Origin of the sequence: Nonomuraea sp. CA-143628 (assembly GCF_050942315.1) — a bacterium.
Taxonomy (GTDB): Bacteria; Actinomycetota; Actinomycetes; order Streptosporangiales; family Streptosporangiaceae; genus Nonomuraea.
In genome coordinates this window covers 12,895,922-12,919,439 of record NZ_CP192072.1, presented here as the reverse complement: position 1 = coordinate 12,919,439, position 23,518 = coordinate 12,895,922, and the positions used below count along the sequence as shown (strand labels likewise).

Genomic DNA, 23,518 nt, shown 5'->3' with positions numbered 1-23,518 from the left:
CACCGGAAGCGAGGGAAAACCCATATGGATCTGCAACTCACCGGACGCGTCGCCATCGTCACCGGGGCGTCCAAGGGCATCGGCCTGGCGGTGACCAACACCCTGATCGAAGAGGGCGCGCACGTCATCGCGGCCTCCAGGACCCGCACTCCCGAGCTGCCCGACAAGGCGGTGCACGTGCCGGTCGACCTGATGGACCCGCAGGCGCCCGCCGAGGTGGTCGCCCGCGCGGTCGAGGAGTTCGGCCGGGTGGACATCCTGGTCAACAACGCCGGTGGCCCGCCGCCCGGCGTGACGCTGCCGCACGCCGGGTTCATGACCTCGGACGACGACACGTGGCGGGGGATGTTCGAGTTCAACCTGTTCTCGGTCATCCGGATGATCCGCTCCGCCGTACCGGTGATGCTGGAGAGCGGCGGCGGCGCGATCGTCAACGTCTCCTCCGTCACCGCCCGGCAGCCTTCGGCGGTGAACATGGACTACGGCGCGGCCAAGTCGGCCCTCACCTTCGTCAGCAAGGCGGTCGACGAGGAATACGGCCCGCAGGGCATCCGGGTCAACACCGTCTCTCCCGGGCCCGTGCTCACCCCCTGGTGGACCGACGAGGGCGGCGCGGCTGACGTCTTCGCGGGCATGGTCGGCGCCGACCGGGACAACCTGATCACCAAGGTGGCCCCGGAGATGATGAAGCTGACGACCGGCCGCCTGGTCACCCCGCAGGAGGTCGCCGACGCGATCGCGCTCCTGGTCTCGCCCCGCTCCGGCAGCACGGCGGGCGCCGACATCGTGATCGACGGAGGCTGCGTCAAGGAGGTGTAGACCGCGTCATGAACCTGATTGGCGGGTTGTGGTGATACATCCCTGACCGACTTCCCCCCGCAGAAGGGCGGAGATGATCACGCAACCCGCCACCAGGGGTGCGGACGCAGAGCTCGTGCACGCTTCGCTGACCGATCCTGAAGTGTTCGCCGAGCTCTTCGACCGCTACTCCGCCATGCTCTACAGGTACGTCTCCAAACGGCTGGGCCCCGAGCCCGCCGAGGACATCGTCGGCGAGACGTTCCTGGTCGCCTTCTCCCGCAGGAAGAGCTACGACCCGAGCTATCCAGACGCCCGGCCGTGGCTCTTCGGCATCCTGACCAAGCTCGTCTCCCGGCACCACCGCACCGAGGCGGCCCGCTACCGCGCCCTGCAGCGCGCCCCTGTCGACGCCGACGTGGAGTCCCCGGCCGACCGCGTGGCCGCCGGGGTGACCGCGCAGGCGTCGCGCCCCGAGCTGGCCAGCGCGCTGGCCGCCCTGCCCGCCAAGGACCGCGACGTACTCCTGCTGATCGCCTGGGGCGATCTGACGTACGACGAGGTCGCGCAGGCGCTCGGCATCCCGATCGGCACCGTACGCTCCCGCCTCAACAGGGGCAGGCGGAAGGTACGCGCGGCGCTCGGCGACACCAACCCGATGCTCGAGGAGGAGTGACGATGGACGACCTGAAGATGCTCCGCGACCTCGGCAGGGAGCTCGAACACCAGCCTCCGGCGACGCTGGTCCGTCAGCGGCAGCGCCTGCTCCAGGCCAGACCGCGGCGCAGGCGGCTGACGTGGTTGCTGACGGGCCTCGTCGCGGTGGCCACGATGGCCACGGTGGCCACCGTAGCCGTGCCCACGCTGATGCTGGCGGGCCGCCAGACCGTGCCTCAGCCGGCGGGTGCCCGCCCGGCCAATACGAGCGGCGTGCTGAACGTGCTCCTGGTCGGCAGCGACAGCCAGGAGGGTACGGACAAGTTCAACAAGGGAGCCCGCTCCGACACCCTCTTGCTGCTGCATCTGCCGATCGACCGGACGAAGGCAAGGATCATCTCCTTCCCCAGGGACTCGATGGTGCAGATTCCCGCCTGCGGGTCCCAGCCGGCCAGGAGGGACATGATCAACTCGGCGTTCCACGCCGGCGGTATCGCCTGTTCGGTGAAGACGATCGAGAAGCTGACGAAGGTGCGCGTCGACCACATGATGGAGGTCGAGTTCTCCGGAGTGGAGGCCATCGTCGACGCGCTCGGCGGGGTCGAGGTCACGTTGCCGAGGCCGGTGGACGACAAGAGCGCGAAGCTGCGGCTTCCCGCGGGCAAGCAGGTGCTCAACGGCAAGCAGGCACTGGGCTACATCCGGCTGCGTCACTACGGTGACGGGTCGGACATCCAGCGCATCAAGCGTCAGCAGATCCTCATGATGTCGCTGCTGAAGAAGGCCAAGCAGCGGCTGAAGGAGCCGGCGGCCCTGCGGGACTTCCTCACCACGGCCAGCAAGTCGATCAAGACCGACCCGGAGTTCGACCTCGACACCATGATCGGCATCGCCGGCGCGCTGGAGAAGACCAAGCTGGCCTTCACCACAGTCCCCTGGAAGCCCGATCCGGACGATCCGAACCGGATCGTGTGGATGCAACCGGACGCGAACCGGCTCTTCGCCAGCCTGCGGTAGGGCCCTGGGCGGTTCGTTCACATGACCGTCTCGATCCGTGTGACCGCCTGTGGTGGCTGGGGTCCCTTGGAGGTATACCCCCTCCGGGGGAGGGGGAGCGGCCGGTTCGTTGTGGCCGAGGCCCTTTAGAGGGATCCCCCGTCCGGGGGGAGAGGAAGGGGACGGTCCGTCGTGGCCGGGGCCCCTCGGGGGAGGCGAAGTGGGCGGTCCGTTGTGGCCGGGGTCCTTTGGAGGGATTCCCCGTCCGGGGGCGAGGAAGAGGGCCGTTCGTTGTGGCCGAGGTCCCTGGAGGGATGCCCGGGTCGGCTACTGCGGCGAGCGGTAGTGCCTGCGGAGGGCGATGCCGGCGGCGATGCCGCCGGCCACCGCTCCGACGCCCGCGGCGATCGGCAGGGCGGTCAGCGTCGCCTTTCTGCCGGTGCGGAAGTCCTTGATCGGCCAGTCGTGCTTCTTGGCGTGCTCGCGCAGCTCGCTGTCGGGGTTGATGGCCACCGGCTTGCCGACCAGCGACAGCATGGGCAGGTCGTTGGCCGAGTCGCTGTAGGCGGTGCACCGGGTGAGGTCGAGGCCCTCCCTGCGGGCCAGCGCCCGCACCGCCTCGGCCTTGGCCGGGCCGTGCAGCAGGTCGCCGACCAGCCGCCCGGTGTAGACGCCGTTGGTGGTCTCGGCCACGGTGCCGAGCGCGCCGGTCAGGCCGAGCCGCTGGGCGATGACCCTGGCCAGCTCGACCGGCGTGGCCGTGACCAGCCAGACGCGCTGGCCGCGGTCGAGGTGGCTCTGCGCGAGCGCCCGGGTGCCGCCCCAGATGCGGTCGGACATGACCTCGTCGTAGATCTCCTCGCCCAGCCGGATCACGTCGTCGACCTTCGCGCCCGCGACGAACGCCAGCGCGGTCTCGCGGGCCACCGCGATGTGCTCGGGGTTCTCGTTGCCGCGCAGCCGGAACACCGCCTGCCCGACGGCGAACTTGAACAGGTCAGAGGTGGTGAACAGGCCGCGCGTCGCCAGGCCCCTGGCGAAGTGGTAGATGGAGGCGCCGCGCATCATCGTGTTGTCGACGTCGAAGAAGGCGGCCGCCTGCTGGTCGGGCTCCGTAGGGGTCACCGTCACCGCGGCCGCCGCTGCGGCCTCGCCGGCGAGCTCCGCCTCCGCCTCGCGCCGTCGTCGCATTAGCCGCCACATGCGCCTCAGCTTACCTAGCGCGGGGCCACAAGCCCGTCTATGTAGTCGAGGTAGCCCGTCGCCTTGTCCTGTTGATCCCCGTCCATCCGTTCAAGCATTGGTTCGACCATGTTTTTCTGGTCGCGCGCGAACCGGTTGATCTTCGGTGAGCGCGGCTCGGCCCGCTCCAGCCTCCTGATGCCGGACCGGGTCGAGTCCTCCATCTCCTTGAGCGTCTTGGTGACCAGCGGTCCGTCGCCGGACGAGCCGAGCAGCTGGGCGACCTCCGCCGCCCGGGTCTTGGCCGAGACCAGCTCGCGCTCGGCCCGCTGCACGTCGTCGGTGCTGAGCCGGACCAGCGTGCTCTCCGCGGCGCGCTTGAGCGGGTAGAGAGTGTCGCCGGGCAGCGCGTGGTAGGTGGCGAACGCCGACAGCATCATGGCCGCCGCCAGACCGAACGTGGCGGCCTGGGAGAGCCAGGAGAGCCGCCGCCCCGGACGGCGATGGGAACGGCGGGCTCGTACGGGCTCGGGGAGGCGCTGTGCGGACAGGAGCTCGGCGCGGAGACGTTCGCGGAAGGCGGCGGCCGGACCCCCGCCCAGCGGGAGCCGTCGTAGCTCTGTGAGGTGTTCGAGCACGCGCTCGCGCGATCTGCGCGCCCTACCCATGACAGCTCCTTGACGCCCCCGCCAAAAGATCCGATCGTGACATCTGCCTAACGACGTGCCGCTGGTGGAGGTTACGCCAGGTCGTGCTTGAGCGCCCTGGCCAGGGCCCGGATCGCTCGGAACTGCAGGGCTTTGATCGCTCCACTCTTCTTCCCCATGATCAACGCGGTCTCGGCGAGCGACAGGCCGTGCAGGAACCGCAGAACCACGCATTCCTGCTGCTCGGGGTTCAGATCCTGGACGGCGCGGAGCATCCGGTCGTTGATGATGGCCGTGACGACGGCGTTCTCCGGGATGTGCGGGCCGTCGAGCGGGACGTCGATCACCTCCCCGGTCGGGATCTCCAGGCGATAGCGGCCGGATTTGAAGTGATCGGTGACCAGGTTCCTGGCGATGGTGACCAGCCAGGCGCCGAAGTCACGGCCCTGCCAGGTGAAGTCGGTGATCCGTCGAAGCGCGCGGAGGAAGGTCTCGCTGGTGAGATCCTCGGCCAGCGGATGCGAGCCGACGCGGAAGTAGATATAGCGATAGACAAGATCCACGTATCGGTCATAGAGCGTGCCAAAGGCATCCGAGTCTCCGGTCTTGGCGTGCAGCACCAGCATGCGGAGGTCATCGGGAATCTCTTCGCGCACGGCAAGCTCGCTCGTCCGGGCGGGACCAGCGACCGCTGGTGGGAGCAGCCCGGCGAACGGCCACGAGTCAGGCATCCGGTATCCCTAGGGGTAAGGGGTGCGGCGTGCTCGAACACTCTAGAAATCAACCGGAAATTCCACAATCCGCTTCGCGAAGGCATGACTAGCCGTAATCGGCCGATACCGTGTGGACCGACCCGTTCCCTCTTCGGCTACCGGCTGGGAGGCATAGTCCGGCAGCATTGGAGTCACCATGGAGATCCTCGTTGCTGTCCTAGCCTTTGTAGGTGCACTCCTCGCCGCGATCGGCGCGGTCGCCCTGGTCCGGCGCCTGCGTGACGAGGTGGAGGGGTGGTTGATCGCCTGGACCGTTTCAGCCGTCGCCCTCTGCCTGGCGCTCGGTGCGATCGGTGTCGGCTATCTGATGGGGTTCGGGGACGTCACCTTCAAGGTCTACCAACTGACCGGATCCCTCCTCGCGCCCTTCTGGCTGGCCATCGGACTGGTCCAACTCCTGTCGGAGAAGGTGCCGCCGAAATTCGCCGGCTGGCTGCTCGGGATCGCGTTCACCATCGTCGCCACCGTGGTGCTCATCTTCGACCCGGTGAGCAGGGCCGACGAGATGAGCAAGCTGCTCCCCGCGGCCGAGGGGCACTGGAACCTCATCCCGAGCTACCTGCTGATCGGCGCGCACTCCATCGCCGGGCTGATCATGCTGGCGGCCGTGGTGATCGCGGCGCTGCGCTGGCGCAACGGTGACGAACTCGACACCGACAACCTGCACGCGGTCATGGTCATCGCGCCCTCGGGCATCGCGATCATCGGGGCGATGAGGTTCGCGGTGCCGGGCTTCTTCGCCACCGCGCTGTTCGTGGTGGCCGCCGCGGGCATCTGGTACGCCGTGCTGCGCCCCCTGGCGCCGTACGAGGACGACGACGAGGACGACGAGTTCGAGGGCCACCGCGGCGAGCGGTCCGGCGAGCGGCCGGTTGAGCGGTCCTCCCATGGCCGCCGGGCCATGCGGGATCGGGACCCCTTCCCCCAGCCGGACTCCTTCCCCCACTCGGAGCCGTTCCTCCCGTCGGACTCCTTCCCCCGGTCGGAGCCCTTCCCCCAGCCGCTCGCCGAGTCGCCGATGCAGGGGCCGCCCCAGCAACAGCAGCCGCCTCCCGGTCAGCCCCGCCGGTCGGGCCTGGGCGATCTGGTGGCCGAATACCGGGCGGGAGACCAGCCGGTCGACTACGCCGCCCGGATGGCGCCGCCGCCCGACCAGGGCCCCTCGACCGGCTACATCATGAACGGCGGGCACGGCGCCGGGCCCCAGACCGGTCCCCAGGACTTCGGGATGCCCGCGGCCTACCCGGGGGCCGAGTTGTTCTCCACCGGCTCCCGCGCGGCCCAGCAGCCCCCTCAGGGCCAGTCTCCTCAGGGCCAGCCCGCGCGGATGCCCGCCCCGCAGGCCCAGCCTCAGCAGCAGGCGGCCTCCAGCAGGCCCTCACCGAGCATCTACGGCATGCTGACGGTCTTCACCCTCATGGACGGCTCGGGCGAGGCGTTCGACCGCCTGGCGGAGCTCACCGTCGAGGCCGTACGCCGGGGCGAGCCCGACACGCTCATCTACGCCTGCCACGCGGTCAAGTCGGCCCCGCTGCAGCGCATCGTCTATGAGCTCTACCGCGACGAGGTGGCCTACCGCGACCATCAGCGCCAGCCGCACGTCGAGCGGTTCGTCAACGAGCGCCAGGCCATGGTGCTGGCCACCAACATCATCGAGCTGAACGTCAACGCCGCCAAGGTCGTACCGCTCCCGACCGCGATGTTCTAACTGCTACGGGCGCGCTACCCGCTCAGCGCGGCGCGCAGCCGGTCTTCGGAGACCCGCCAGAAGTCGTGCTGGACTCCGTTGATCAGAGTGACCGGGATCATCTCCCAGTATTTCTCCCGCAACTCCTCGGAGGAGTCGATGTCGACCTCCTCCCACGGCACACCCAGGTCTCCCGCCACGCGGGAGACGACCTCGCGCGCGTCGTCGCAGAGGTGGCAGCCCGGCCTGCCGAGCAGCGTGATGCGGTGCATGCACCCAACCGTATCGTGCCGACTTTGTGCATCGCTTCACAAAGGGATTAACCTGAAAGGCGGTTCGATTTCATTCACGCGGCCGGCAGGCCGCTCGTCCCCTGGAGCTCCGGCACGTGAAGAGCCCGTCCCAGTCCCGTGACCGCGGGATCCCCGAGGCAACGGTCGCCCGGCTCCCGTTGTACCTGCGGGCGTTGAACGGGATGGCCGAACGCGGCATCGCGACCGTCAGCTCCGAAGATCTGGCCATGGCCGCGGGAGTCAACTCCGCGAAGCTCCGCAAGGACCTGTCCCATCTGGGCTCGTACGGCACGCGAGGCGTCGGCTACGACGTCGAATACCTCGTCTACCAGATCTCCCGCGAGCTGGGCCTGACCCAAGACTGGGCCGTGGCCATCGTAGGAGTGGGTAATCTGGGCCGGGCACTGGCCAATTACGGTGGTTTCGTCTCCAGGGGCTTCCGTGTGGCCGGGCTTCTCGACGCCGACCCCGAAGTCGTGGGCGACGATATAGCGGGGTTGAATGTTGAGCACATAGACGTCCTGGAAGCCGTCATCGAACGGCGTGGGGTCTCGATCGTGGTACTGGCGACACCCGCGGTGGCGGCGCAGCAACTCTGCGATCGTGTGGTGGCGGCCGGGGTCACCAGCATCCTGAACTTCGCGCCCGTAGTGCTTTCTGTACCAGATGGCGTGGATGTCCGTAAAGTCGACCTATCAATAGAACTGCAGATCCTTGCGTTCCATGAGCAGCGCAAAGCAGGGGGGCCACTTATGGCCGTGGACAGTCAATGAGTCTTCTCACCATCGGACTCAGCCACCGGACAGCTCCGGTGGCCATGCTCGAGCGCGTATCGGTGTCCGGCGAGGCGCTCGTCAAGCTCCTGCACGACGTGCAGCAGGACGTGTGCGTCGCCGAGGCCATGGTGGTCTCGACATGCAACCGGGTAGAGGTTTACGCGGCCGTCGACCGTTTCCACGGCGCCGTCACCGCGATCAGTCGCTTGCTGGGCGTCCACTCGGGCGTCCCCGTGGAGGAGTTGCAGCCGCACCTCTACGTCCACTACGAAGACCAGGCCGTCGAGCACCTGTTCGCGATGGCCTGCGGCCTCGACTCGATGGTCGTGGGCGAAGGGCAGATCCTCGGCCAGGTTCGCCGGGCGCTCACCCTGGCGCAGAAGCAGGGCACCATCGGCGCCACCCTCAACGAGCTGGTGCAGCAGGCACTGCGGGTCGGCAAGCGCGCCCACGCCGACACCGACATCGACAAGGCGGGCGCCTCCCTCGTGACCGCCGGACTGGCGCTGGCGGGCGACCTCGCCGGGCGCCGGGCGCTGGTGGTCGGCGCGGGCTCGATGAGCTCGCTGGCCGCCACCACGCTGGCCCGCGCGGGCGTGACCGACATCGTGGTCGCCAACCGCACCTTCGAACGAGGCGTACGCCTGGCGGCGTCCGTAGGCGGCAGGGCGGTGGAGTTCGCCGCGGTTCCCCGAGAGCTCGCGACGGCCGACATCGTCATCTCCTGCACGGGCGGCGGCCGGCACGTAATCACCCCCGACATCGTCCCCCCAGGCACGTTCTTGCTGGACCTGGCACTGCCGCACGACATCGACCCCGCTGTCCGCGAGGTGCCCGGCGTCACCCTGGTCGACCTGGAGACCATCCAGGAATCGGGCATAGGCTCAAGGGAGGGCGACACCGTCGACTCGGTGCGCAGGCTCGTCGCCGAGGAGCTGGCCGCCTTCCTCACCGCCGAGCGGGCCGCCAAGGTCACTCCGACCGTGGTGGCGCTGCGCAGCAAGGCGGCGACCGTGGTCGAGGCCGAGCTGGGCCGGCTCCTGATGCGCATGCCCCAGCTCGACGGCAAGGCCAGGGACGAGGTGGCGCAGACTGTGCAGCGGGTCGTCGACAAGCTGCTTCACGAGCCCACTGTGCGTGTCAAACAGCTCGCCACCAGCCCGGGAGGCGATCATTATGCCGAAGCGCTGCGCGAGTTGTTCGACCTGGATCCGAAGATGCCCGAAGCCGTGAGGGAGGTGGAGTTGTGACACTGCGCTTGGGCACCCGGCGCAGCCTGATGGCGACCACGCAGTCGCAGATGGTCGCCGACTCCTACACCGAACGGACCGGCCGCGCCATCGAGCTGGTCGGCGTCACCACGTTCGGTGACGTGACCAAGGCTCAGGTGGCGCAGCTCGGTGGCACGGGCGTGTGGGTCAGCGCGCTGCGTGACAAGCTGATCGACGGCGAGATCGACTTCGCCGTCCACTCGCTGAAAGACCTGCCGACCAAGCCGGACCCGCGGGTGACGCTGGCCGCCATCGTGGCCCGGCACGATCATCGCGACGCGCTGGTCGGCCCGGCGAAGTTCGCCGACCTGCCCACCGGGGCCAGGATCGGCACCGGCTCGCTGCGCCGGATCGCCATGCTCAGGGCGCTGCGCCCCGATCTCGAGTACGTCCCGATCCGCGGCAACGCCGACACCCGGATCGGCAAGATCGCCGCCGGCGAGGTCGACGCGGTCGTGCTCGCCTCGGCGGGCCTGACCAGGATCGGCAGGGACGTGGAGATCGCGCAGATCTTCGAGGTCGAGGAGGTGCTGCCCGCGCCAGGGCAGGGCGCCCTGGCCGTGGAGTGTCTCTCCGACAACGCCGACCTGATCTCCATCCTCGGTGTGCTCGACGACCCGCGGACGCGCTCCGCGGTGTCGGCCGAGCGCTCCGTCCTGTCCGCCCTCGAGGCCGGCTGCTCATCCCCCGTGGGTGCCTTCGCCGTCGATGACGGACAGACCCTGAACCTCACCGCCATGGTCGTCTCTCTCGACGGCCAGCAGGCGGTGCGCAAGTCCGCCGCCGGCTCTCCTTCCGAGTCTGTGAAACTCGGCCAGCTCCTCGCGGCCGAGATGATCTCCGAAGGGGCCGACAGATTGATGGGGGAGCAATCCCGTTGAGCTCCGATAGTCCAACCTCCGGTTTCCTCGCGTTCGTGGGCGCGGGCCCCGGCGATCCGAACCTTCTCACGCTCCGCGGCGCCGAACTACTGGCCAAGGCCGACGCGGTCGCCCTCGACGAGGAGCTGTTCGGCTCGTTCCTGCGCCACTGCCGCGAAGGCGTGGAGATCGCGTCCGGCGACCTCGTCAAGCGCGCCAAGGCCGGGCAGTTCGTCGTACGCCTGTGCGAGGGCGACCCGATGCTGTTCTCCTCGATCGCTCGGTCGATCGAGGAGGAGGTCGCGGCCTGCGCCGCGGCGGAGGTGGACTTCGAGATCGTGCCCGGCGTGCCGCCCGCGACCGCGGTGCTCACCTACGCGGGCATCCCGCCGGCGGCCGACGTGCCGGAGTTCCGGATCGTCGACGCCGCGCACGAGCAGGACTGGGCCGCCCACGCGGCCTGCCAGGGCACGCTGGTCATCTACAACGGCCTCGCCGGGGCCGTGGCGATCGGCAAGGCGCTGGTGGCCGGGGGCAAGCCCGACAGCACGCCCGTGGCGGTCAGCAGCAGCGGCACCACGACCGAGCAGTACACCGTCGTCTCGACGCTGGCCAGGCTGCAGGCCGACATCAAGCACGCGGGCTTCACCGAGCCCGCGCTGATCGTCGTCGGCGACGCGGTCGGGCAACGCGACAAGCTGTCGTGGTTCGAGACCAAGCCGCTGTTCGGCTGGCGCGTGCTGGTGCCGCGCACCAAGGAGCAGTCAGAGAAGCTGTCCGAGCAGCTCACCTCCTACGGCGCCGTGCCGGAAGAGGTGCCGACCATCTCCGTCGAGCCGCCGCGCACGCCGCAGCAGATGGACCGCGCGATCAAGGGCCTGGTCACCGGGCGCTACGAGTGGGTGGCGTTCACCAGCGCCAACGCGGTCAAGGCGGTGCGCGAGAAGTTCGAGGAGTACGGCCTCGACGCCCGCGCCTTCGCCGGGCTGAAGGTGGCCGCCGTGGGCGACGCCACCGCGCGGGCGCTGGTCGAGTTCGGCGTCAAGCCCGACCTGCTGCCCTCGGGCGAGCAGTCGTCGGAGGGCCTGGTGGCCGAGTGGCCGCCGTACGACTCGATGCTCGACCCGATCAACCGGGTGCTCCTGCCGCGGGCGGACATTTCCACAGATACCCTCGTGGCCGGTCTGACAGAGCTAGGCTGGGAGTGCGACGACGTCACGGCCTACCGCACCGTACGAGCCGCACCGCCCCCCGCCCCGATCCGCGAGGCGATCAAGGGCGGCGGGTTCGACGCGGTGCTCTTCACCTCCTCCTCGACCGTGCGCAACCTCGTGGGCATCGCCGGCAAGCCGCACAACGTCACCGTGATCGCGGTGATCGGGCCGCAGACCGCGAAGACCGCCGAGGAGTTCGGGCTGCGCGTCGACGTCATGGCCGACCGGCCGTCGGCGTCCGCCTTGGCAGCCGCGCTGGCCGCGTACGGTGCCAAGCAACGCCAGGCGGCCCTCGCCGCCGGCGACAGCCCGCGGCGGCCGTCGCAGAACCGCAGAGGCGCCAGAAGGAGAGCCAAGTGAGTGCTGACTACCCGGTCGCCCGGCCGCGCAGGCTCCGTCGTAGCCCCGCGATCCGGCGCATGGTGGCGGGCACCAGACTGCACCCCGCGGACCTGATCCTGCCGCTGTTCGTCAAGGAGGGCATCGACCAGCCGCAGCCGGTCGCCTCGATGCCCGGCGTGTTCCAGCACACCCGCGACTCGCTGCGCAAGGCCGCCCACGAGGCCGCCGACGCCGGGGTGTCCGGGGTGATCCTGTTCGGCATCCCCGCCGTCAAGGACGCGCGGGGCTCGGCGGCCGACGACCCCGAGGGCATCCTGCAGGTCGCGCTGCGCGACGTGAGCGCCGAGGTGGGCGACGCGGTGGTGGTCATGGCCGACACCTGCCTCGACGAGTTCACCGACCACGGCCACTGCGGCGTGCTGACCGCCTCCGGCGACGTCGACAACGACGCGACGCTGGAGCGCTACGCGTCGATCGCGGTCGCCCAGGCCAGGGCCGGATCCCAGATGATCGCGCCGAGCGGCATGATGGACGGCCAGGTCGGGGCCATCAGGGCGGCGCTCGACGCCGACGGCTTCAGTGACCTGCCGATCCTCGCCTACACCGCCAAATACGCCTCCGCCTTCTTCGGCCCGTTCCGCGAGGCCGCCGAGTGCGCGCCGCAGTTCGGCGACCGCAGCACCCACCAGCAGGACCCGGCCGGGCCGCTGGGAGACGCGATGCGCGAGCTACGCCTCGACCTCGCGGAGGGCGCCGACGCCGTCATGGTCAAGCCCGCGATGGCCTATCTGGACGTCATCAAGAGCTTCCGCGACGAGGTCGACGTGCCGGTGGCCGCCTATCAGGTGAGCGGCGAGTACGCGATGATCGAGGCCGCCGCGGCCAACGGCTGGATCGACCGCGACCGGATGATCATGGAGTCACTGGTCTCGATCAAGCGCGCGGGCGCCGACCTGATCCTGACGTACTGGGCTACCGAGGTGGCGCGCCGCCTGTGAACCAGGGGGTTTCCCGTAGATCGCTGAGGCCTGTGCGTTAGAGTGCAATAGCAAGTGCTGGTGTGTCCCGCGTGTGCTTTGCAGCCAGGAGCCGGGGCCTCTTCAGGCGCTTGGATCGACGGGAGACACCATGGTGGGGGTACCACTCGCTCGGCGTACCAAGAAACGGCCGCGCCCGACACGGATCGACACCGTCCTGGGCTATGCCGCTCTCGGCTGGCCGAGCGTGCCGGGTGCTCATCCGCTGCGTCAGGGCGCCCGCTCCTGCTCCTGTGACCGCCTCGGCTGCCCCGACCCGGGCGCGCATCCGCTGTCTCCCGCCTGGCACCTACAGGCCACGACGGACGCCACTCAGCTCACGCGCTGGTGGCGGATGGACCCCGACGCCAATGTGATTCTGCCCACCGGCCGGGTGTTCGACGTCTTCGACGTACCGCTCGACACGGGCCTGTCGGCCCTCACCCGCATCGACGGCGCCTCGGCGCACTCGGGCCCGGTCGCCGCCAACGGTGACCGGGTCCTGTTCTATGTGGCCACCCGTGGCAATCCCGACGACGAGGACGAGTGGTGGTCCTGCCAGCTCGACTGCGAGCCCGGCACCATCGAGGACAATCCGGGCCTGCGCTGGCACTGCCGCGACAGTTACGTCTTGGCCCCACCCTCCACGCTCCCCACCGGCCAGCCCGTCTCCTGGCTGCGCCCGCCGGACGGCCGTCCGCTGCCCGATCCGCTGCGCATCCTCGACTGGCTCGCCGACTAGACCGCCGTGGCCCAGGACTAACCTGGAGCGCGTGAGCCGTACACAGAACTCCGAGGACCTGTTCGCCCGCGCCCGCGCCATCGTGCCGGGTGGCGTCAACTCCCCGGTCCGCGCGTTCGGCGCGGTCGGCGGCACGCCCCGCTTCATGGCCTCCGGGCAGGGTCCCTATCTCACCGACGTCGACGGCAACCGCTACGTCGACCTGGTCTGCTCGTGGGGGCCGATGATCCTCGGCCACCGCCACCCCGCCGTCGTCGAGGCCGTCTCGTCGGCGCTCTCCCACAGCCTCTCGTACGGCACCGCCACGCCGGGGGAGGTCGAGCTGGCCGAGGAGATCGTCGCCAGGGTGGCGCCCGTGGACAAACTCCGGCTGGTCAGCTCGGGCACCGAGGCGACGATGAGCGCGGTGCGGCTGGCCCGCGGGTTCACCGGGCGGTCGAAGGTGGTCAAGTTCGCCGGGTGCTACCACGGTCACGTGGACGCGCTGCTGGCCTCGGCGGGGTCGGGTGTGGTCACGTTCGGGCTGCCCGACACGCCTGGCGTGACGGGGGCGTCGGCGGCCGACACCATCGTGCTGCCGTACAACGACATCAGCGCGGTGGAGCAGGCGTTCGCGTCCGCTGAGATCGCCTGTGTCATCACCGAGGCGTGCCCGGCCAACATGGGCGTGGTGCCGCCGCTCGACGGCTTCAACGCGCGCCTGCGCGAGCTGTGCACGGCCAACGGCGCGCTGCTGATCATGGACGAGGTGCTGACGGGCTTCCGGGTCTCGCCCTCGGGCTGGTACGGGCTGGACCCGGTCGACGCCGACCTGATGACCTTCGGCAAGGTCATGGGCGGCGGGTTGCCGGCGGCGGCCTTCGGCGGGCGGGCCGACGTCATGTCCTGCCTGGCACCGGAAGGGCCGGTCTACCAGGCGGGCACGCTGTCGGGAAACCCACTGGCCTGCGCCGCCGGACTGGCCACGCTACGCGCGCTCGACGCCGGCTCCTACGCCAAGGTGGACGCGGCCGCGCTGGCGGTCGGCCAGGCCGCTTCCGACGCCCTCGCCGCGGCGGGTGTGCCGCACCGGTTGCAGCGGGCGGGGAGCCTGTTCTCGGTGTTCTTCACGGATGCGCCGGTGACGGACTTCGACGGTGCGCGGGCCCAGAACACCGCGGCGTACACCGCCTTCTTCCACGCGATGCTGGATCGCGGGGTCTATCTGCCGCCATCGGCGTACGAGGCCTGGTTCCTCTCGGCCGCTCACGACGACGAGGCGCTCGGTCAGATCGCCGACGCCCTGCCGGCAGCCGCCAAGGCTGCCGCGGCGGTCCTCTGATCGTTACTTGGCGGCCGGCTTCTGGTAGCGGACGCGCTGGTCCCGAGCCTGCTCGGCGAGGGTCTTGAGGTAGGAGATGGTGGTCGTCTGCTGCTTCTGCGCCTTGTTGTTTCTCATGCATATATTTTCTCCTGCTACAGAGTGAAGGACAAGCGAGACTTTCTACGCTAAACCCTTTAGACTGGCTTACATGTTGGACTTGAACCGTCTCAAGGCCCTTCACGCTGTGCACATCTACGGCTCTGTAGGCGCCGCGGCCGACGCGCTCATGGTCACGCCGTCGGCCGTGTCGCAGCAGATCGCCAAGCTGGAGCGCGAGACCGGTGCCCGGCTCATGGAGCGCAACGGGCGCGGGGTGCGGCTGACGGACGCCGCCGGGCTGCTCGCCGACCACGCCGAGCGGATCCTCGCCCTGGTGGAGACCGCCGAGGCGGACTTCGAGGCGCTGCGCGGCGAGGTCGTGGGGCGGCTGAACATGTCCGCGTTCCCGACGGCGGCGCGCGGGCTGATGCCCTCCGCCCTGACCGCGCTCAAGCGGCGTCATCCCGACCTGCACGTTCAGATGCACGAGCGCGAGCCGGAACGCATCGTGCGCGACGTGGCCAGGGGCGAGCTCGACCTGGGCGTCATCCAGGACTGGCTCAACCGGCCGATCGCCCTGCCCGAAGGGCTGTCCCGGTCCACGCTGCTCGACGACATCGCCGACCTTCTGCTGCCCGCGGACCATCCGCTGGCCGGCAACAAGGAGGTCGAGCTGGCCGCGCTGCCCGCGAACGAGCGGTGGATCAGCTCCTCGCCCGGCACCGTGTGCCACGACTGGCTGGTCTACACGCTGCGCGCCGCGCAGTTGGAGCCCGAGATCTCCTGCATGGCCGACGAATATCCGACCCAGATGGCGCTGGTGGCGGCCGGGCTCGGTTGCGCGATCATTCCCCGGCTGGGGCGTGACTGCGTGCCCGACGGGGTGACTGTGGTGCCGTTGCGGCCCAGGCAGTCGCGGCGCATCTACGTGATCTGGCGGACTGACGCGGCTCGGCGGCCGGCGATCCGGGCGGCGGTCGAGGCGCTCGCGGACGCCAGCCGTACCAAGGAGAACGCCTGGGCGGTCGCCTAGGGGGTTTCGTCACGCGACCGTTTCGATCCCTGTGACGGTCCGTCGTGGCTGATGTCCCTAGGGGAGATACCCCCTTCGGGGGTGCGGGAGATGACGGTCCGTCGTGGTCGGGGCCCCTGCGAGGGAAACCTTCTTTGGGCGTGCGGAAGACAACGGTCCGTCGTAGTTGGGGTCTCTGTGGAGGAATCCCCTTCGGGCGGGCGGTTTGTTGGGGTTTGGGGTCCTGCGGCGCGCCGGGGTTGTTCGCGGGACGGGCGAGATCGCGGAACGGGCAGAGCGGGATAGGCTGTGGCACACCATGGCTGAAACCACCGTAGTTCACCTGATGCGCCACGGTGAGGTGCACAATCCCGAAGGCGTCCTGTACGGCAGGCTGCCCGGCTACCACCTGTCCGAGACCGGCCGGCTGATGGCCGAGACGGTGGCCAAGTCGGTGGCGGGCCGTGACATCGTCACCCTCTACAGCTCGCCGCTCGAACGCGCGCAGGAGACCATCGCGCCCCTTGCCGCGCTGCTTGAGCTGCCGGTGCGGACCGACGAGCGGCTGATCGAGGCCGCCAACATGCTCCAGGGCCGCAAGGTCGGCCAGGGCCTGGCGGTCCTGCGCGATCCCAAGAACTACCGCTACTTCTGGAACCCGCTGCGCCCGTCCTGGGGCGAGCCCTATCCGGCCATCGTCAAGCGGATGCGCTCGATCATCGAGGACGTCAGGGCGGAGGCGCGCGGGCACGAGGCGCTCCTGGTCAGTCACCAGCTGCCGATCTGGTCGATCAGGATGGCGGCCGAGGGCCGCCGGCTCTGGCACGACCCCCGGCGCAGGCAGTGCAATCTGGCCAGCCTCACCACGCTCACCTTCGACGGCGATCGTCTGGTCAGCGTCGGCTACAGCGAGCCCGCCGGATCACTGGCGACGGGCCCCAGCGTCCCGGGCGCCTGACCCCGCCGGTAGAGTTGCAAGCTCTACCGGTTGTAGTACAAGGAGATCTTCCTCCGTGCGCGCCAAGTCCATCTCCCTTGTTTTGTCGGCCTTCCTGGCCACGGGCAGCCTCGCGGGCTGCGCGGGCGGCAATCAGTCGGGCCAGCCGCAGGCAGGCGACACCCGGTTCGTCGCGGGCGACGGGAAGATGCAGGTGTTCGCCGCCGCCGACCGCAAAGCCGCCCCCGAGATCGGCGGGCAGACGCTCGACGGCGCGACCGCCTCGCTCGCCGCCCACAAGGGCAAGGTCGTGGTGCTCAACTTCTGGGCGTCGTGGTGCGGCCCGTGCCGGGCGGAAGCGCCGGTGCTGAAGGAGGTCGCCGCCAAGACCAAGGGCGGCGTGGAGTTCCTCGGCGTCGACTTCAAGGACCGCAAGGCCGACGCGCAGGCGTTCGAACGCACCGAGCAGATCGGCTACCCGAGCATCTTCGATCAGCCCGGCAAGGTCGCGCTGGCCTTCCAGGGCACGGTGCCGCCCGCGGCCATCCCGTCCACGCTGATCATCGACGCGCAGGGCAGGATCGCCGCCAGGGCGCTGGGCGCGGTCAAGTACACCGACCTGATGGACGCGGTGACCAAGGTACGCGATGAGTGACGTCGTCGCCTCGGGCTCGCTGCTCCTGGCCGTGCCCATCGCGGTGCTGGCCGGGGTGGTGTCGTTCCTGTCGCCGTGCGTGCTGCCCCTCGTACCGGGCTACCTGTCGTACGTGACGGGCATGAGCGAGGACCCCAAGCGGGGGCGGCTGGTGCTCGGCACGGTGCTGTTCGTGGCCGGTTTCGCGCTGGTGTTCGTGCTCAGCGGCGCGCTGTTCGGCGGCCTCGGCGCGGCCATGCTGGACAACGCGGAGATCATCACGCGGGTGCTCGGCGTGCTGACGATCCTGCTCGGCCTGGCCTTCCTGGGCGTAGTGCCCGGCCTGATGCGCGACATACGCATCCACAAGCTGCCCGCGGCAGGACTGGCCGGGGCACCGCTGCTGGGCGTGGTGTTCGGGCTGGGCTGGACGCCGTGCATCGGGCCCACGCTGGCCGTCGTGCTCGCGCTCGGACTCAACGAGGGCAGCGCCTCGCGTGGCGCGCTGCTCGCCGTGGCGTACGCGCTGGGCCTCGGACTGCCCTTCGTGGCCGCCGCCCTCGCCTACAGCAAGGCCCTGCGTACGTTCCGCGCGATCCGCAAGCACTCACAGCTGATCACCCGGATCGGCGGCGGCATGATGGTGGCCGTCGGCATCCTGCTGGTGACCGGCCTCTGGGGAGAGATGATCGCGACCATGCAGGGTCTGATCGGCGCCTTCAGGCCGGTGATCTGATGACCGTCGACGAGCTGGAGAAGGAGCGGGCGCGGCCCGCCGGCATGGGGCCCATGGGCTGGCTGCGCTGGAGCTGGCGCACGCTCACCTCGATGAAGACGGCGCTGATCCTGCTGTTCCTGTTCGCGCTGGCGTCCGTGCCCGGCTCGCTGGTGCCGCAGCGTGGCGTCGACCCCGACAAGGTGGCGATGCTCTTCCAGAACGACCCGACGCTCGCCGAGTGGTATGACCGCTTCCAGTTGTTCGACGTCTTCACCTCGACCTGGTTCGCCGCGATCTACCTGCTGCTGTTCACCTCGCTGATCGGCTGCGTCCTGCCGCGCACCGCCACCTACGTGCGCGAGCTGCGCCGCCGCCCACCGGCCGCGCCGCGCAACCTCTCGCGCCTGCCGCACTTCTCGCGGCTGGACGACCCGCTGACGGTCGAGGAGGCCGCCGGGCGGCTGCGCCGGCTCCGCTTCCGCGTCGATGTCGGCGACGGCTGGGTGGCCGCGGAGAAGGGCTACCTGCGCGAGACGGGCAACCTGCTCTTCCACGCCTCCCTGCTCGCCCTGCTCGTCTCGATCGGATTCGGTTCCCTGTACGGCTACCGCGGCAACGTGCTGGTGGTCGAGGGCGACGGCTTCGCCAACACGGTCGCCGCCTACGATCGGTTCATCCCGGGCAGTCAGGTGTCGGCGGAGTCGCTGGAGCCGTTCTCATTCTCGCTCACGGACTTCCAGACCACCTACCAGGTCGAAGGCCCCAAGAGAGGGCAGGAACTCGACTACTCCGCCTACATGAAGGTCAACGACGCGCCCGGGGCGCCCACGCGCGACTACACGCTCAAGGTCAACGAGCCGCTGGAGGTCAACGGCACCCAGACCTACCTCCTCGGTCACGGCTACGCGCCCGTCTTCAAGGTCACCGACGGCAAGGGGCAGGTCGCCTTCGAAGGGCCCGTCCCCTGCCTGATCGAGAGCAAGCCCACGCTCACCTCGGGCTGCGTGGTCAAGGTGCCCGACGCCCAGCCGTCGCAGCTCGGGTTCCTGCTGCGCTTCCTGCCCACGGGTAACGGCGCGGGGGCCTCGCTCTTCCCCGGCGCGCTCAACCCCCAGGTCCAGCTCCTCGGGGCATTCTCCGGCGACTTCGGCATACGCTCCGGGCGGCCGCAGTCCGTCTACGAGCTCGCGCCGCCCGAGGTGATGCGCAAGCTCACCCCGCTGGTCATGGGCACCGGCCAGGCGCCACTCGCGGTCGGGGGCTCGATCGACCTGCCCAAGGGGGCGGGAAAGCTGGAGTTCACCGCGGTCAAGGAGTGGATGACGCTCCAGATCGCCTACGACCCGGGGCGGCTGCCCGCCCTGATCGCCGCGGGCACGGCCGTGGTCGCCATCGCGCTGTCGCTGATGATCCGCCGCCGCCGGGTGTGGGTGCGGGTCAAGGACGGCGTGGCCGAAGTCGGCGGTCTTACCCGTACCGAAGGGTCCGCGGCGGGCTTCACCGAGGAGTTCGCCGACATCGTCAAGGTCCTATCAGCTGGAGGCAAGGATGCCCGCTGAGCAGCAACTGGCCGGGGTGAGCGACCTCTTCGTCGTCGCCGCCGTCCTGCTCTATCTGGCCGCCATGATCGGGTTCGCGCTGGAGCTGGCCTTCGGTCGCTCCCAGGCCGACTCGGCGGCCGTACCCGCCAGGCAGCCCGTGGGAGCCGCAGTCGGCTCGGCGGGCGGCTCCTCAGGCAGCCCAGCCGCTTCGGACGGCCCTGTCGCTTCGGAGTCGGCCGTCGAGCCGCCGGCCTGGGCGGGCAAGGCCGGCTGGGCGGCCATGGCGCTCGGCTGGCTCGGCTGGGCCGCGAACCTGGCCGCCATCGTCACCCGGGGTCTGGCCGTGGACCGGTGGCCCTGGGGCAACATGTACGAGTTCGTGGTGGCCATCTGCTTCGCCGCGGTCACCGCCTTCCTCGGCACCCAGCTCCGGCAGAACATTCGCTTCCTCGGCGCCTTCGTCATGGTGACGGCCGCCCTGGGGCTCGGCTTCGCGGTCAAGGTCCTCTACACGGCGGCGGGTCCGGTGGTGCCGGCGCTCAACTCGTACTGGGTGGCCATCCACGTGACGGCGGCGATCCTGGCGAGTGGTCTGTTCATCGTGGCCGGTGTGTCGGGCATCCTCTACCTGATCCGCGGCGACGGGATATCACGGCTGCCGTCACGGGCCGATCTGGAGCGGGCGGCCCACCGCGCGATCGTCTTCGCCTTCCCGGTGTGGACCTTCGCCGTCATCGCCGGTGCTCTCTGGGCCGACAAGGCATGGGGCCGTTACTGGGGCTGGGACCCCAAGGAGGTCTGGGCCTTCATCACGTGGGTGGCGTACGCCGCCTACCTCCATGCCCGGGTCACGGCGGGATGGCGCGGGCGCGCGGCGACGATCGTGCAGCTCCTTGCGTTCGGGTGCCTGCTGTTCAACCTGGTGGGGGTCAACATGTTCATCTCCGGGCTGCACAGCTACGCGGACGTGTCGGGGTGATCGTCTGTCCCACGGCCGTCTCGACCTCTGCGACGGTCCGTGGTGGCTGGGGCCCCTGAGGGGGTACCTCCTTCGGACGGGCGGTCCGTTGGCGCTGATGTCCCCTGGGGAGGTCCCGTCGGGGGTGAGGACGAAGACGGTCCGTCGTGGTTAGGGCTCTGCGGGAGGGATGCCTCCTTCCAAGGGGAGAGCACGAAGACGGTCTGTCGTGGTTGCGGTCCCTAGGAAGGGACCCCCTTCGGGGGCTGAGAAGCGGGCGGCCGTAGTGGCTGATGGCCCTGCGGGGGATGGCCTTCCGGGCGCTGAAGAAGACGGTCCGTCGTGGTTAGGGCCTCTTGGGGGATGCCTCCTCCGGAGGAGGGGGAGAAGGCTGTCCGTGGTGGCCCGGAGGTTGCTCCCGTCCGGGGAGCGGAAGTAGCTGGGCCGTGGTGGCTGGGTTTTTGGAGGGGTACCGCCTTGTGGCAGAGGCCCATGGAGGGACGCCCCCGTCATGGGCGACGGAGAGCGGACGGTCGGTGACGCCGCTCTAGCTGTCGTCGCCGCGCATGCGGCGGTCAAGGTCGCGGAGGAATTCGGGGTCGTCGTCCGGGCCCTTGGGGGCCGAGTGGCGGCGGGAGCCCGGACGTGGGGGGACCGGCCAGGTCTCTCGGGGCTGTTGGGGGCGGCCGCGGATCATCCAGACGGCCCCGCCCACCAGGGGCACCAGCGCGACGACGAGCACCCAGAGCGGTTTTGGTACGTTCCTTACCTCTTCCTCCGGCGTGGTGATGACGTCGAACAACGAGTAGAGCCAGAAGGCCAGCAGCGCCAAGCCGATAACGACACCTACCATGTCCGAACTGTAAGCCATTCGCGTCGTGATCGTGTTTTCCCGTTGTCCCATTTCAGGTGACTCCAGCGAGACCTACGTCGTACGGTGGACTCGATTCAGCGGCGTCCGCCCGCTGGGACCGCCGTTCGGGGCGGCCGGGTGCCATGCGCGCGGGCGTCCCACGGCGTTGAGGGGTGCGATGGCCTTTTCTAACGACAAGGGCCGCCATCGGCGGGGTCGTTGGTGGCGGCGCGGGTCGTATCTCTTCTCCCGCCGCAGTGAGGCGCCCCCCGACGCGGATCGTTCCTTCTGGACGAACGACCGGAGTGCGCCCCCCGGCAGACCCAGCCCGTCCGGACGGCCGGACCGGGCCCGCGAAGACCGCGCGGGACGGCTGGCCTGGCCGTGGCGGCCCGGCGGCGAAAAGCGCGACGGGGACAGGAGCGGCGGGGACAGGCGCGGGTGGTCCGGTTTCGAGGGCGGGGCCAAGCGCCGCGACCGGCTGGCGTCCGAGCGGTCGGAGCACGAGCGGTCGGAGCGCGAGTACGTGGAGCGCAAGCGAGCCGATCGGGATTGGCCAGGACGCATATGGCCGGGCCGGGAGCCCGCCGGACGGGACTCGATCGGGAGTGAGGGGAGCTTCGCGCTGTTCGGTTGGCGGGGTCGCGAGCGGCGCCAGGCCGGCGGAGACGGTTCCGAGGGGTGGTCCTGGGCGGGGCGCCGTGAACAGGAGGAGTTCCGCCGACAGGAGGGGTACCGGCAGCCGGAGGAGTTCCGGGAGTGGGATGCCGCCGAAGCCGGGCAGTCGCGGCGTTGGGAGGCCGCTGAAGCCGGAGAACCGCGGCGCTGGGAGGCCGCCGAGGCCGGAGAGCCGCGGCGGTGGGAGGTGGGGGAGCGGCTGTCGGCCGCCGTGGTGGACCGCCCTCAGTACACGTGGCACGACTTCGAGCTCGACGACGTGGTGCTCCGGGCGCGGCCCAACCGCCCCGACGCCCCGTCGCTCGGCGACGGCCTGCGGCACTGCGGCAAGCTGGAGACCATCCTGCACCGCCAGTGGGACGCCCGGGAGGGGCCGCCGTCGCCGGAGGTGGTTCGGGCGGTGGAGAGCCTGGCCATGCTGCCCGACCTGCTGAAGGAGAAGCTCGCCGCCGGCCTCGAAGGCATCTACGTGGGCCCGGGCGGCGTACCTGACCTGGACGACATGGGCTACCTGCGTGGCGCCCCCCTGCCGTCCGGCCGGGCCTCATGGGACATCTGCGCCGGAGCCTACGGCGACGGGAAGATCGTGGTGGGTGACCGCCCCTCACCCACGCCTGACGTGATGATGCACGAGGTCGGACATGCCATCGACGACGTCGATTCGGCATACGGCGATTGGGTCTCTGATTCGCGGGAATTCGCGAAGCTGTACGAGGACATCACGCCGCTCCTGGTCTCCGCCTTCCACCGTCAGGGGGACGGGCTGGGGCGCAAGGAGTTCTTCGCCGACGCGTTCGCCGCGATCGCTTCGCGCCAGCGACCGGCCCTCGTCGACATGCTGGGCGGCGACACCCGCGCGGCGCTCAACGTCATGCTGTTCTTCAACCGGCGCTACGGAATCTAGGTGATGAGCCATGTACGTCATCCGGCTCGCTGACGGGACCCTGCGCGTGCCGCAGAGCCTGACCAGTGAAGACGGGCGTCTCATCGGCAACGCGTACGTGGAACTCGAACCTGGCGATCCCGACTACGACACGTGGCTACCGGAGTCCCTGACGGAGGAGGAGGCGGCGGACCGCCGGGAGCGCTGGCTGATCGAGAACGACGACCTGGAGCAGGAGTTTCTGGCCTTCAAGGCGGAGCAGGAAGACGCCTAGGCCGGTCCGGGGCGGAGGTCGAGGGGCTGCTGATGACGTTTACAGGCAGGGGGAGACGGCGACCCTGCGGGCAGGATCACCGTCTGGATGGAACGTCAAACACGCGGGGACTCGCCCGACCTGTCGGCCGTTAGAACGTCCTCGCCTCGAAGAAGGGCATGCACTTCCGACTCGCGGAACCGACGATGCCCCCCGGGGGTGCGGATACTGCTGATGCGACCTGCCGCGGCCCAGCGTGTAACCGTCTTTGGGTCTACCCGGAAGAGGGCGGCAACCTCTCCTGGGGTCAGCAGACGCTCGCTGCTACTCTCCACCAATCTCTCCCCCTCGCATCCCGCTTCCTGCCAGCGGGCGGACAGGTAACCAGTGTGTCG

The 23,518-nt window shown here is 69.8% G+C and carries 25 protein-coding genes; 19 read left to right on the top strand and 6 right to left on the bottom strand.

Annotated features, from left to right (window positions below):
* The first annotated feature begins 24 nt into the window (after window positions 1-24).
* The 3 genes from ACQP2T_RS58855 (at window position 25) to ACQP2T_RS58845 (ending at window position 2,472) form a co-directional block, all read left to right on the top strand.
* Window positions 25-819, top strand: a complete 795-nt coding sequence (locus tag ACQP2T_RS58855) for an SDR family NAD(P)-dependent oxidoreductase (RefSeq protein WP_433513367.1) — start codon at window positions 25-27, stop codon at window positions 817-819.
* A 73-nt stretch (window positions 820-892) separates the two neighbouring features.
* Window positions 893-1,474, top strand: a complete 582-nt coding sequence (locus ACQP2T_RS58850) for an RNA polymerase sigma factor (protein WP_363992741.1) — start codon at window positions 893-895, stop codon at window positions 1,472-1,474.
* Window positions 1,475-1,476: 2 nt separating this feature from the next.
* Window positions 1,477-2,472: an LCP family protein gene (locus ACQP2T_RS58845; protein WP_433513366.1), complete on the top strand. Its 996-nt coding sequence runs from the start codon at window positions 1,477-1,479 to the stop codon at window positions 2,470-2,472.
* A gap of 306 nt (window positions 2,473-2,778) precedes the next feature.
* On the opposite strand, the gene ACQP2T_RS58840 is transcribed toward ACQP2T_RS58845, so the two are convergent.
* The 3 genes from ACQP2T_RS58840 to ACQP2T_RS58830 form a co-directional block, all read right to left on the bottom strand.
* On the bottom strand, window positions 2,779-3,654 hold the full coding sequence (locus ACQP2T_RS58840; RefSeq protein ID WP_433513365.1) for an HAD family hydrolase: 876 nt from the start codon (window positions 3,652-3,654) through the stop codon (window positions 2,779-2,781).
* A gap of 14 nt (window positions 3,655-3,668) precedes the next feature.
* Window positions 3,669-4,301 carry a DUF5667 domain-containing protein gene (locus ACQP2T_RS58835; RefSeq protein ID WP_433513364.1) on the bottom strand — a complete coding sequence of 211 codons (633 nt, stop codon included), beginning with the start codon at window positions 4,299-4,301 and terminating at the stop codon, window positions 3,669-3,671.
* 71 nt (window positions 4,302-4,372) lie between these two features.
* The gene (locus ACQP2T_RS58830; RefSeq protein WP_357655008.1) at window positions 4,373-5,011 is read right to left on the bottom strand and encodes a sigma-70 family RNA polymerase sigma factor; all 639 of its coding nucleotides are present in this window, start codon (window positions 5,009-5,011) and stop codon (window positions 4,373-4,375) included.
* A gap of 178 nt (window positions 5,012-5,189) precedes the next feature.
* Between ACQP2T_RS58830 and ACQP2T_RS58825 the strand changes: the two genes are divergently transcribed.
* On the top strand, window positions 5,190-6,761 hold the full coding sequence (locus ACQP2T_RS58825; RefSeq protein ID WP_433513363.1) for an antibiotic biosynthesis monooxygenase: 1,572 nt from the start codon (window positions 5,190-5,192) through the stop codon (window positions 6,759-6,761).
* Window positions 6,762-6,775: 14 nt separating this feature from the next.
* On the opposite strand, the gene ACQP2T_RS58820 is transcribed toward ACQP2T_RS58825, so the two are convergent.
* Window positions 6,776-7,012, bottom strand: a complete 237-nt coding sequence (locus ACQP2T_RS58820; RefSeq protein ID WP_433513362.1) for a glutaredoxin family protein — start codon at window positions 7,010-7,012, stop codon at window positions 6,776-6,778.
* A gap of 116 nt (window positions 7,013-7,128) precedes the next feature.
* Here ACQP2T_RS58820 and ACQP2T_RS58815 point away from each other — a divergent pair, with 116 nt between their 5' ends.
* The 13 genes from ACQP2T_RS58815 (at window position 7,129) to ccsA (ending at window position 20,477) form a co-directional block, all read left to right on the top strand.
* The gene (locus ACQP2T_RS58815; RefSeq protein ID WP_433513361.1) at window positions 7,129-7,806 is read left to right on the top strand and encodes a redox-sensing transcriptional repressor Rex; all 678 of its coding nucleotides are present in this window, start codon (window positions 7,129-7,131) and stop codon (window positions 7,804-7,806) included.
* Window positions 7,803-9,059, top strand: coding sequence for a glutamyl-tRNA reductase (locus ACQP2T_RS58810; protein ID WP_433513360.1), 1,257 nt, complete (start codon window positions 7,803-7,805; stop codon window positions 9,057-9,059). The genes ACQP2T_RS58815 and ACQP2T_RS58810 overlap by 4 nt, the downstream gene beginning before the upstream one ends.
* A gap of 29 nt (window positions 9,060-9,088) precedes the next feature.
* Window positions 9,089-9,961, top strand: coding sequence for a hydroxymethylbilane synthase (gene hemC, locus ACQP2T_RS58805; RefSeq protein WP_433519981.1), 873 nt, complete (start codon window positions 9,089-9,091; stop codon window positions 9,959-9,961).
* Window positions 9,958-11,514 carry a uroporphyrinogen-III synthase gene (locus ACQP2T_RS58800; RefSeq protein WP_433513359.1) on the top strand — a complete coding sequence of 519 codons (1,557 nt, stop codon included), beginning with the start codon at window positions 9,958-9,960 and terminating at the stop codon, window positions 11,512-11,514. Before hemC ends, ACQP2T_RS58800 begins: the two co-directional genes overlap by 4 nt.
* Entirely contained in the window at window positions 11,511-12,494 is a 984-nt protein-coding gene (hemB, locus tag ACQP2T_RS58795; RefSeq protein ID WP_433513358.1) for a porphobilinogen synthase, read from the top strand. The genes ACQP2T_RS58800 and hemB overlap by 4 nt, the downstream gene beginning before the upstream one ends.
* A gap of 130 nt (window positions 12,495-12,624) precedes the next feature.
* The gene (locus ACQP2T_RS58790; RefSeq protein WP_357954651.1) at window positions 12,625-13,254 is read left to right on the top strand and encodes a bifunctional DNA primase/polymerase; all 630 of its coding nucleotides are present in this window, start codon (window positions 12,625-12,627) and stop codon (window positions 13,252-13,254) included.
* 31 nt (window positions 13,255-13,285) lie between these two features.
* Complete coding sequence (hemL, locus tag ACQP2T_RS58785; RefSeq protein ID WP_358546574.1) at window positions 13,286-14,575, top strand: glutamate-1-semialdehyde 2,1-aminomutase; 1,290 nt, start codon at window positions 13,286-13,288, stop codon at window positions 14,573-14,575.
* Between the two features lie 190 nt (window positions 14,576-14,765).
* Window positions 14,766-15,689: a LysR substrate-binding domain-containing protein gene (locus ACQP2T_RS58780; RefSeq protein WP_433513357.1), complete on the top strand. Its 924-nt coding sequence runs from the start codon at window positions 14,766-14,768 to the stop codon at window positions 15,687-15,689.
* Window positions 15,690-15,987: 298 nt separating this feature from the next.
* Window positions 15,988-16,626, top strand: coding sequence for a histidine phosphatase family protein (locus ACQP2T_RS58775; RefSeq protein ID WP_433513356.1), 639 nt, complete (start codon window positions 15,988-15,990; stop codon window positions 16,624-16,626).
* A 55-nt stretch (window positions 16,627-16,681) separates the two neighbouring features.
* Entirely contained in the window at window positions 16,682-17,260 is a 579-nt protein-coding gene (locus tag ACQP2T_RS58770) for a TlpA family protein disulfide reductase (RefSeq protein WP_433513355.1), read from the top strand.
* On the top strand, window positions 17,253-17,975 hold the full coding sequence (locus ACQP2T_RS58765; RefSeq protein WP_433513354.1) for a cytochrome c biogenesis CcdA family protein: 723 nt from the start codon (window positions 17,253-17,255) through the stop codon (window positions 17,973-17,975). Before ACQP2T_RS58770 ends, ACQP2T_RS58765 begins: the two co-directional genes overlap by 8 nt.
* Entirely contained in the window at window positions 17,975-19,516 is a 1,542-nt protein-coding gene (gene resB / locus ACQP2T_RS58760; protein WP_433513353.1) for a cytochrome c biogenesis protein ResB, read from the top strand. Before ACQP2T_RS58765 ends, resB begins: the two co-directional genes overlap by 1 nt.
* A complete protein-coding gene (gene ccsA / locus ACQP2T_RS58755) occupies window positions 19,506-20,477 on the top strand; it encodes a cytochrome c biogenesis protein CcsA (protein WP_433513352.1) in 972 nt (323 codons plus the stop codon). Before resB ends, ccsA begins: the two co-directional genes overlap by 11 nt.
* A 526-nt stretch (window positions 20,478-21,003) precedes the next feature.
* Here ccsA and ACQP2T_RS58750 read toward each other — a convergent pair.
* Window positions 21,004-21,309, bottom strand: a complete 306-nt coding sequence (locus ACQP2T_RS58750; protein ID WP_358546553.1) for a PLDc N-terminal domain-containing protein — start codon at window positions 21,307-21,309, stop codon at window positions 21,004-21,006.
* Between the two features lie 178 nt (window positions 21,310-21,487).
* On the opposite strand from ACQP2T_RS58750, the gene ACQP2T_RS58745 reads away from it, so the two are divergent.
* Both ACQP2T_RS58745 and ACQP2T_RS58740 read left to right on the top strand, forming a co-directional pair.
* A complete protein-coding gene (locus ACQP2T_RS58745) occupies window positions 21,488-22,891 on the top strand; it encodes a hypothetical protein (RefSeq protein WP_433513351.1) in 1,404 nt (467 codons plus the stop codon).
* Window positions 22,892-22,901: 10 nt separating this feature from the next.
* Window positions 22,902-23,144: a hypothetical protein gene (locus ACQP2T_RS58740; RefSeq protein ID WP_225298934.1), complete on the top strand. Its 243-nt coding sequence runs from the start codon at window positions 22,902-22,904 to the stop codon at window positions 23,142-23,144.
* 95 nt (window positions 23,145-23,239) lie between these two features.
* Here the strand turns inward: ACQP2T_RS58740 and ACQP2T_RS58735 are convergent, their stop codons facing one another.
* The gene (locus ACQP2T_RS58735; RefSeq protein ID WP_225298932.1) at window positions 23,240-23,458 is read right to left on the bottom strand and encodes a BldC family transcriptional regulator; all 219 of its coding nucleotides are present in this window, start codon (window positions 23,456-23,458) and stop codon (window positions 23,240-23,242) included.
* Window positions 23,459-23,518: the final 60 nt, after the last annotated feature.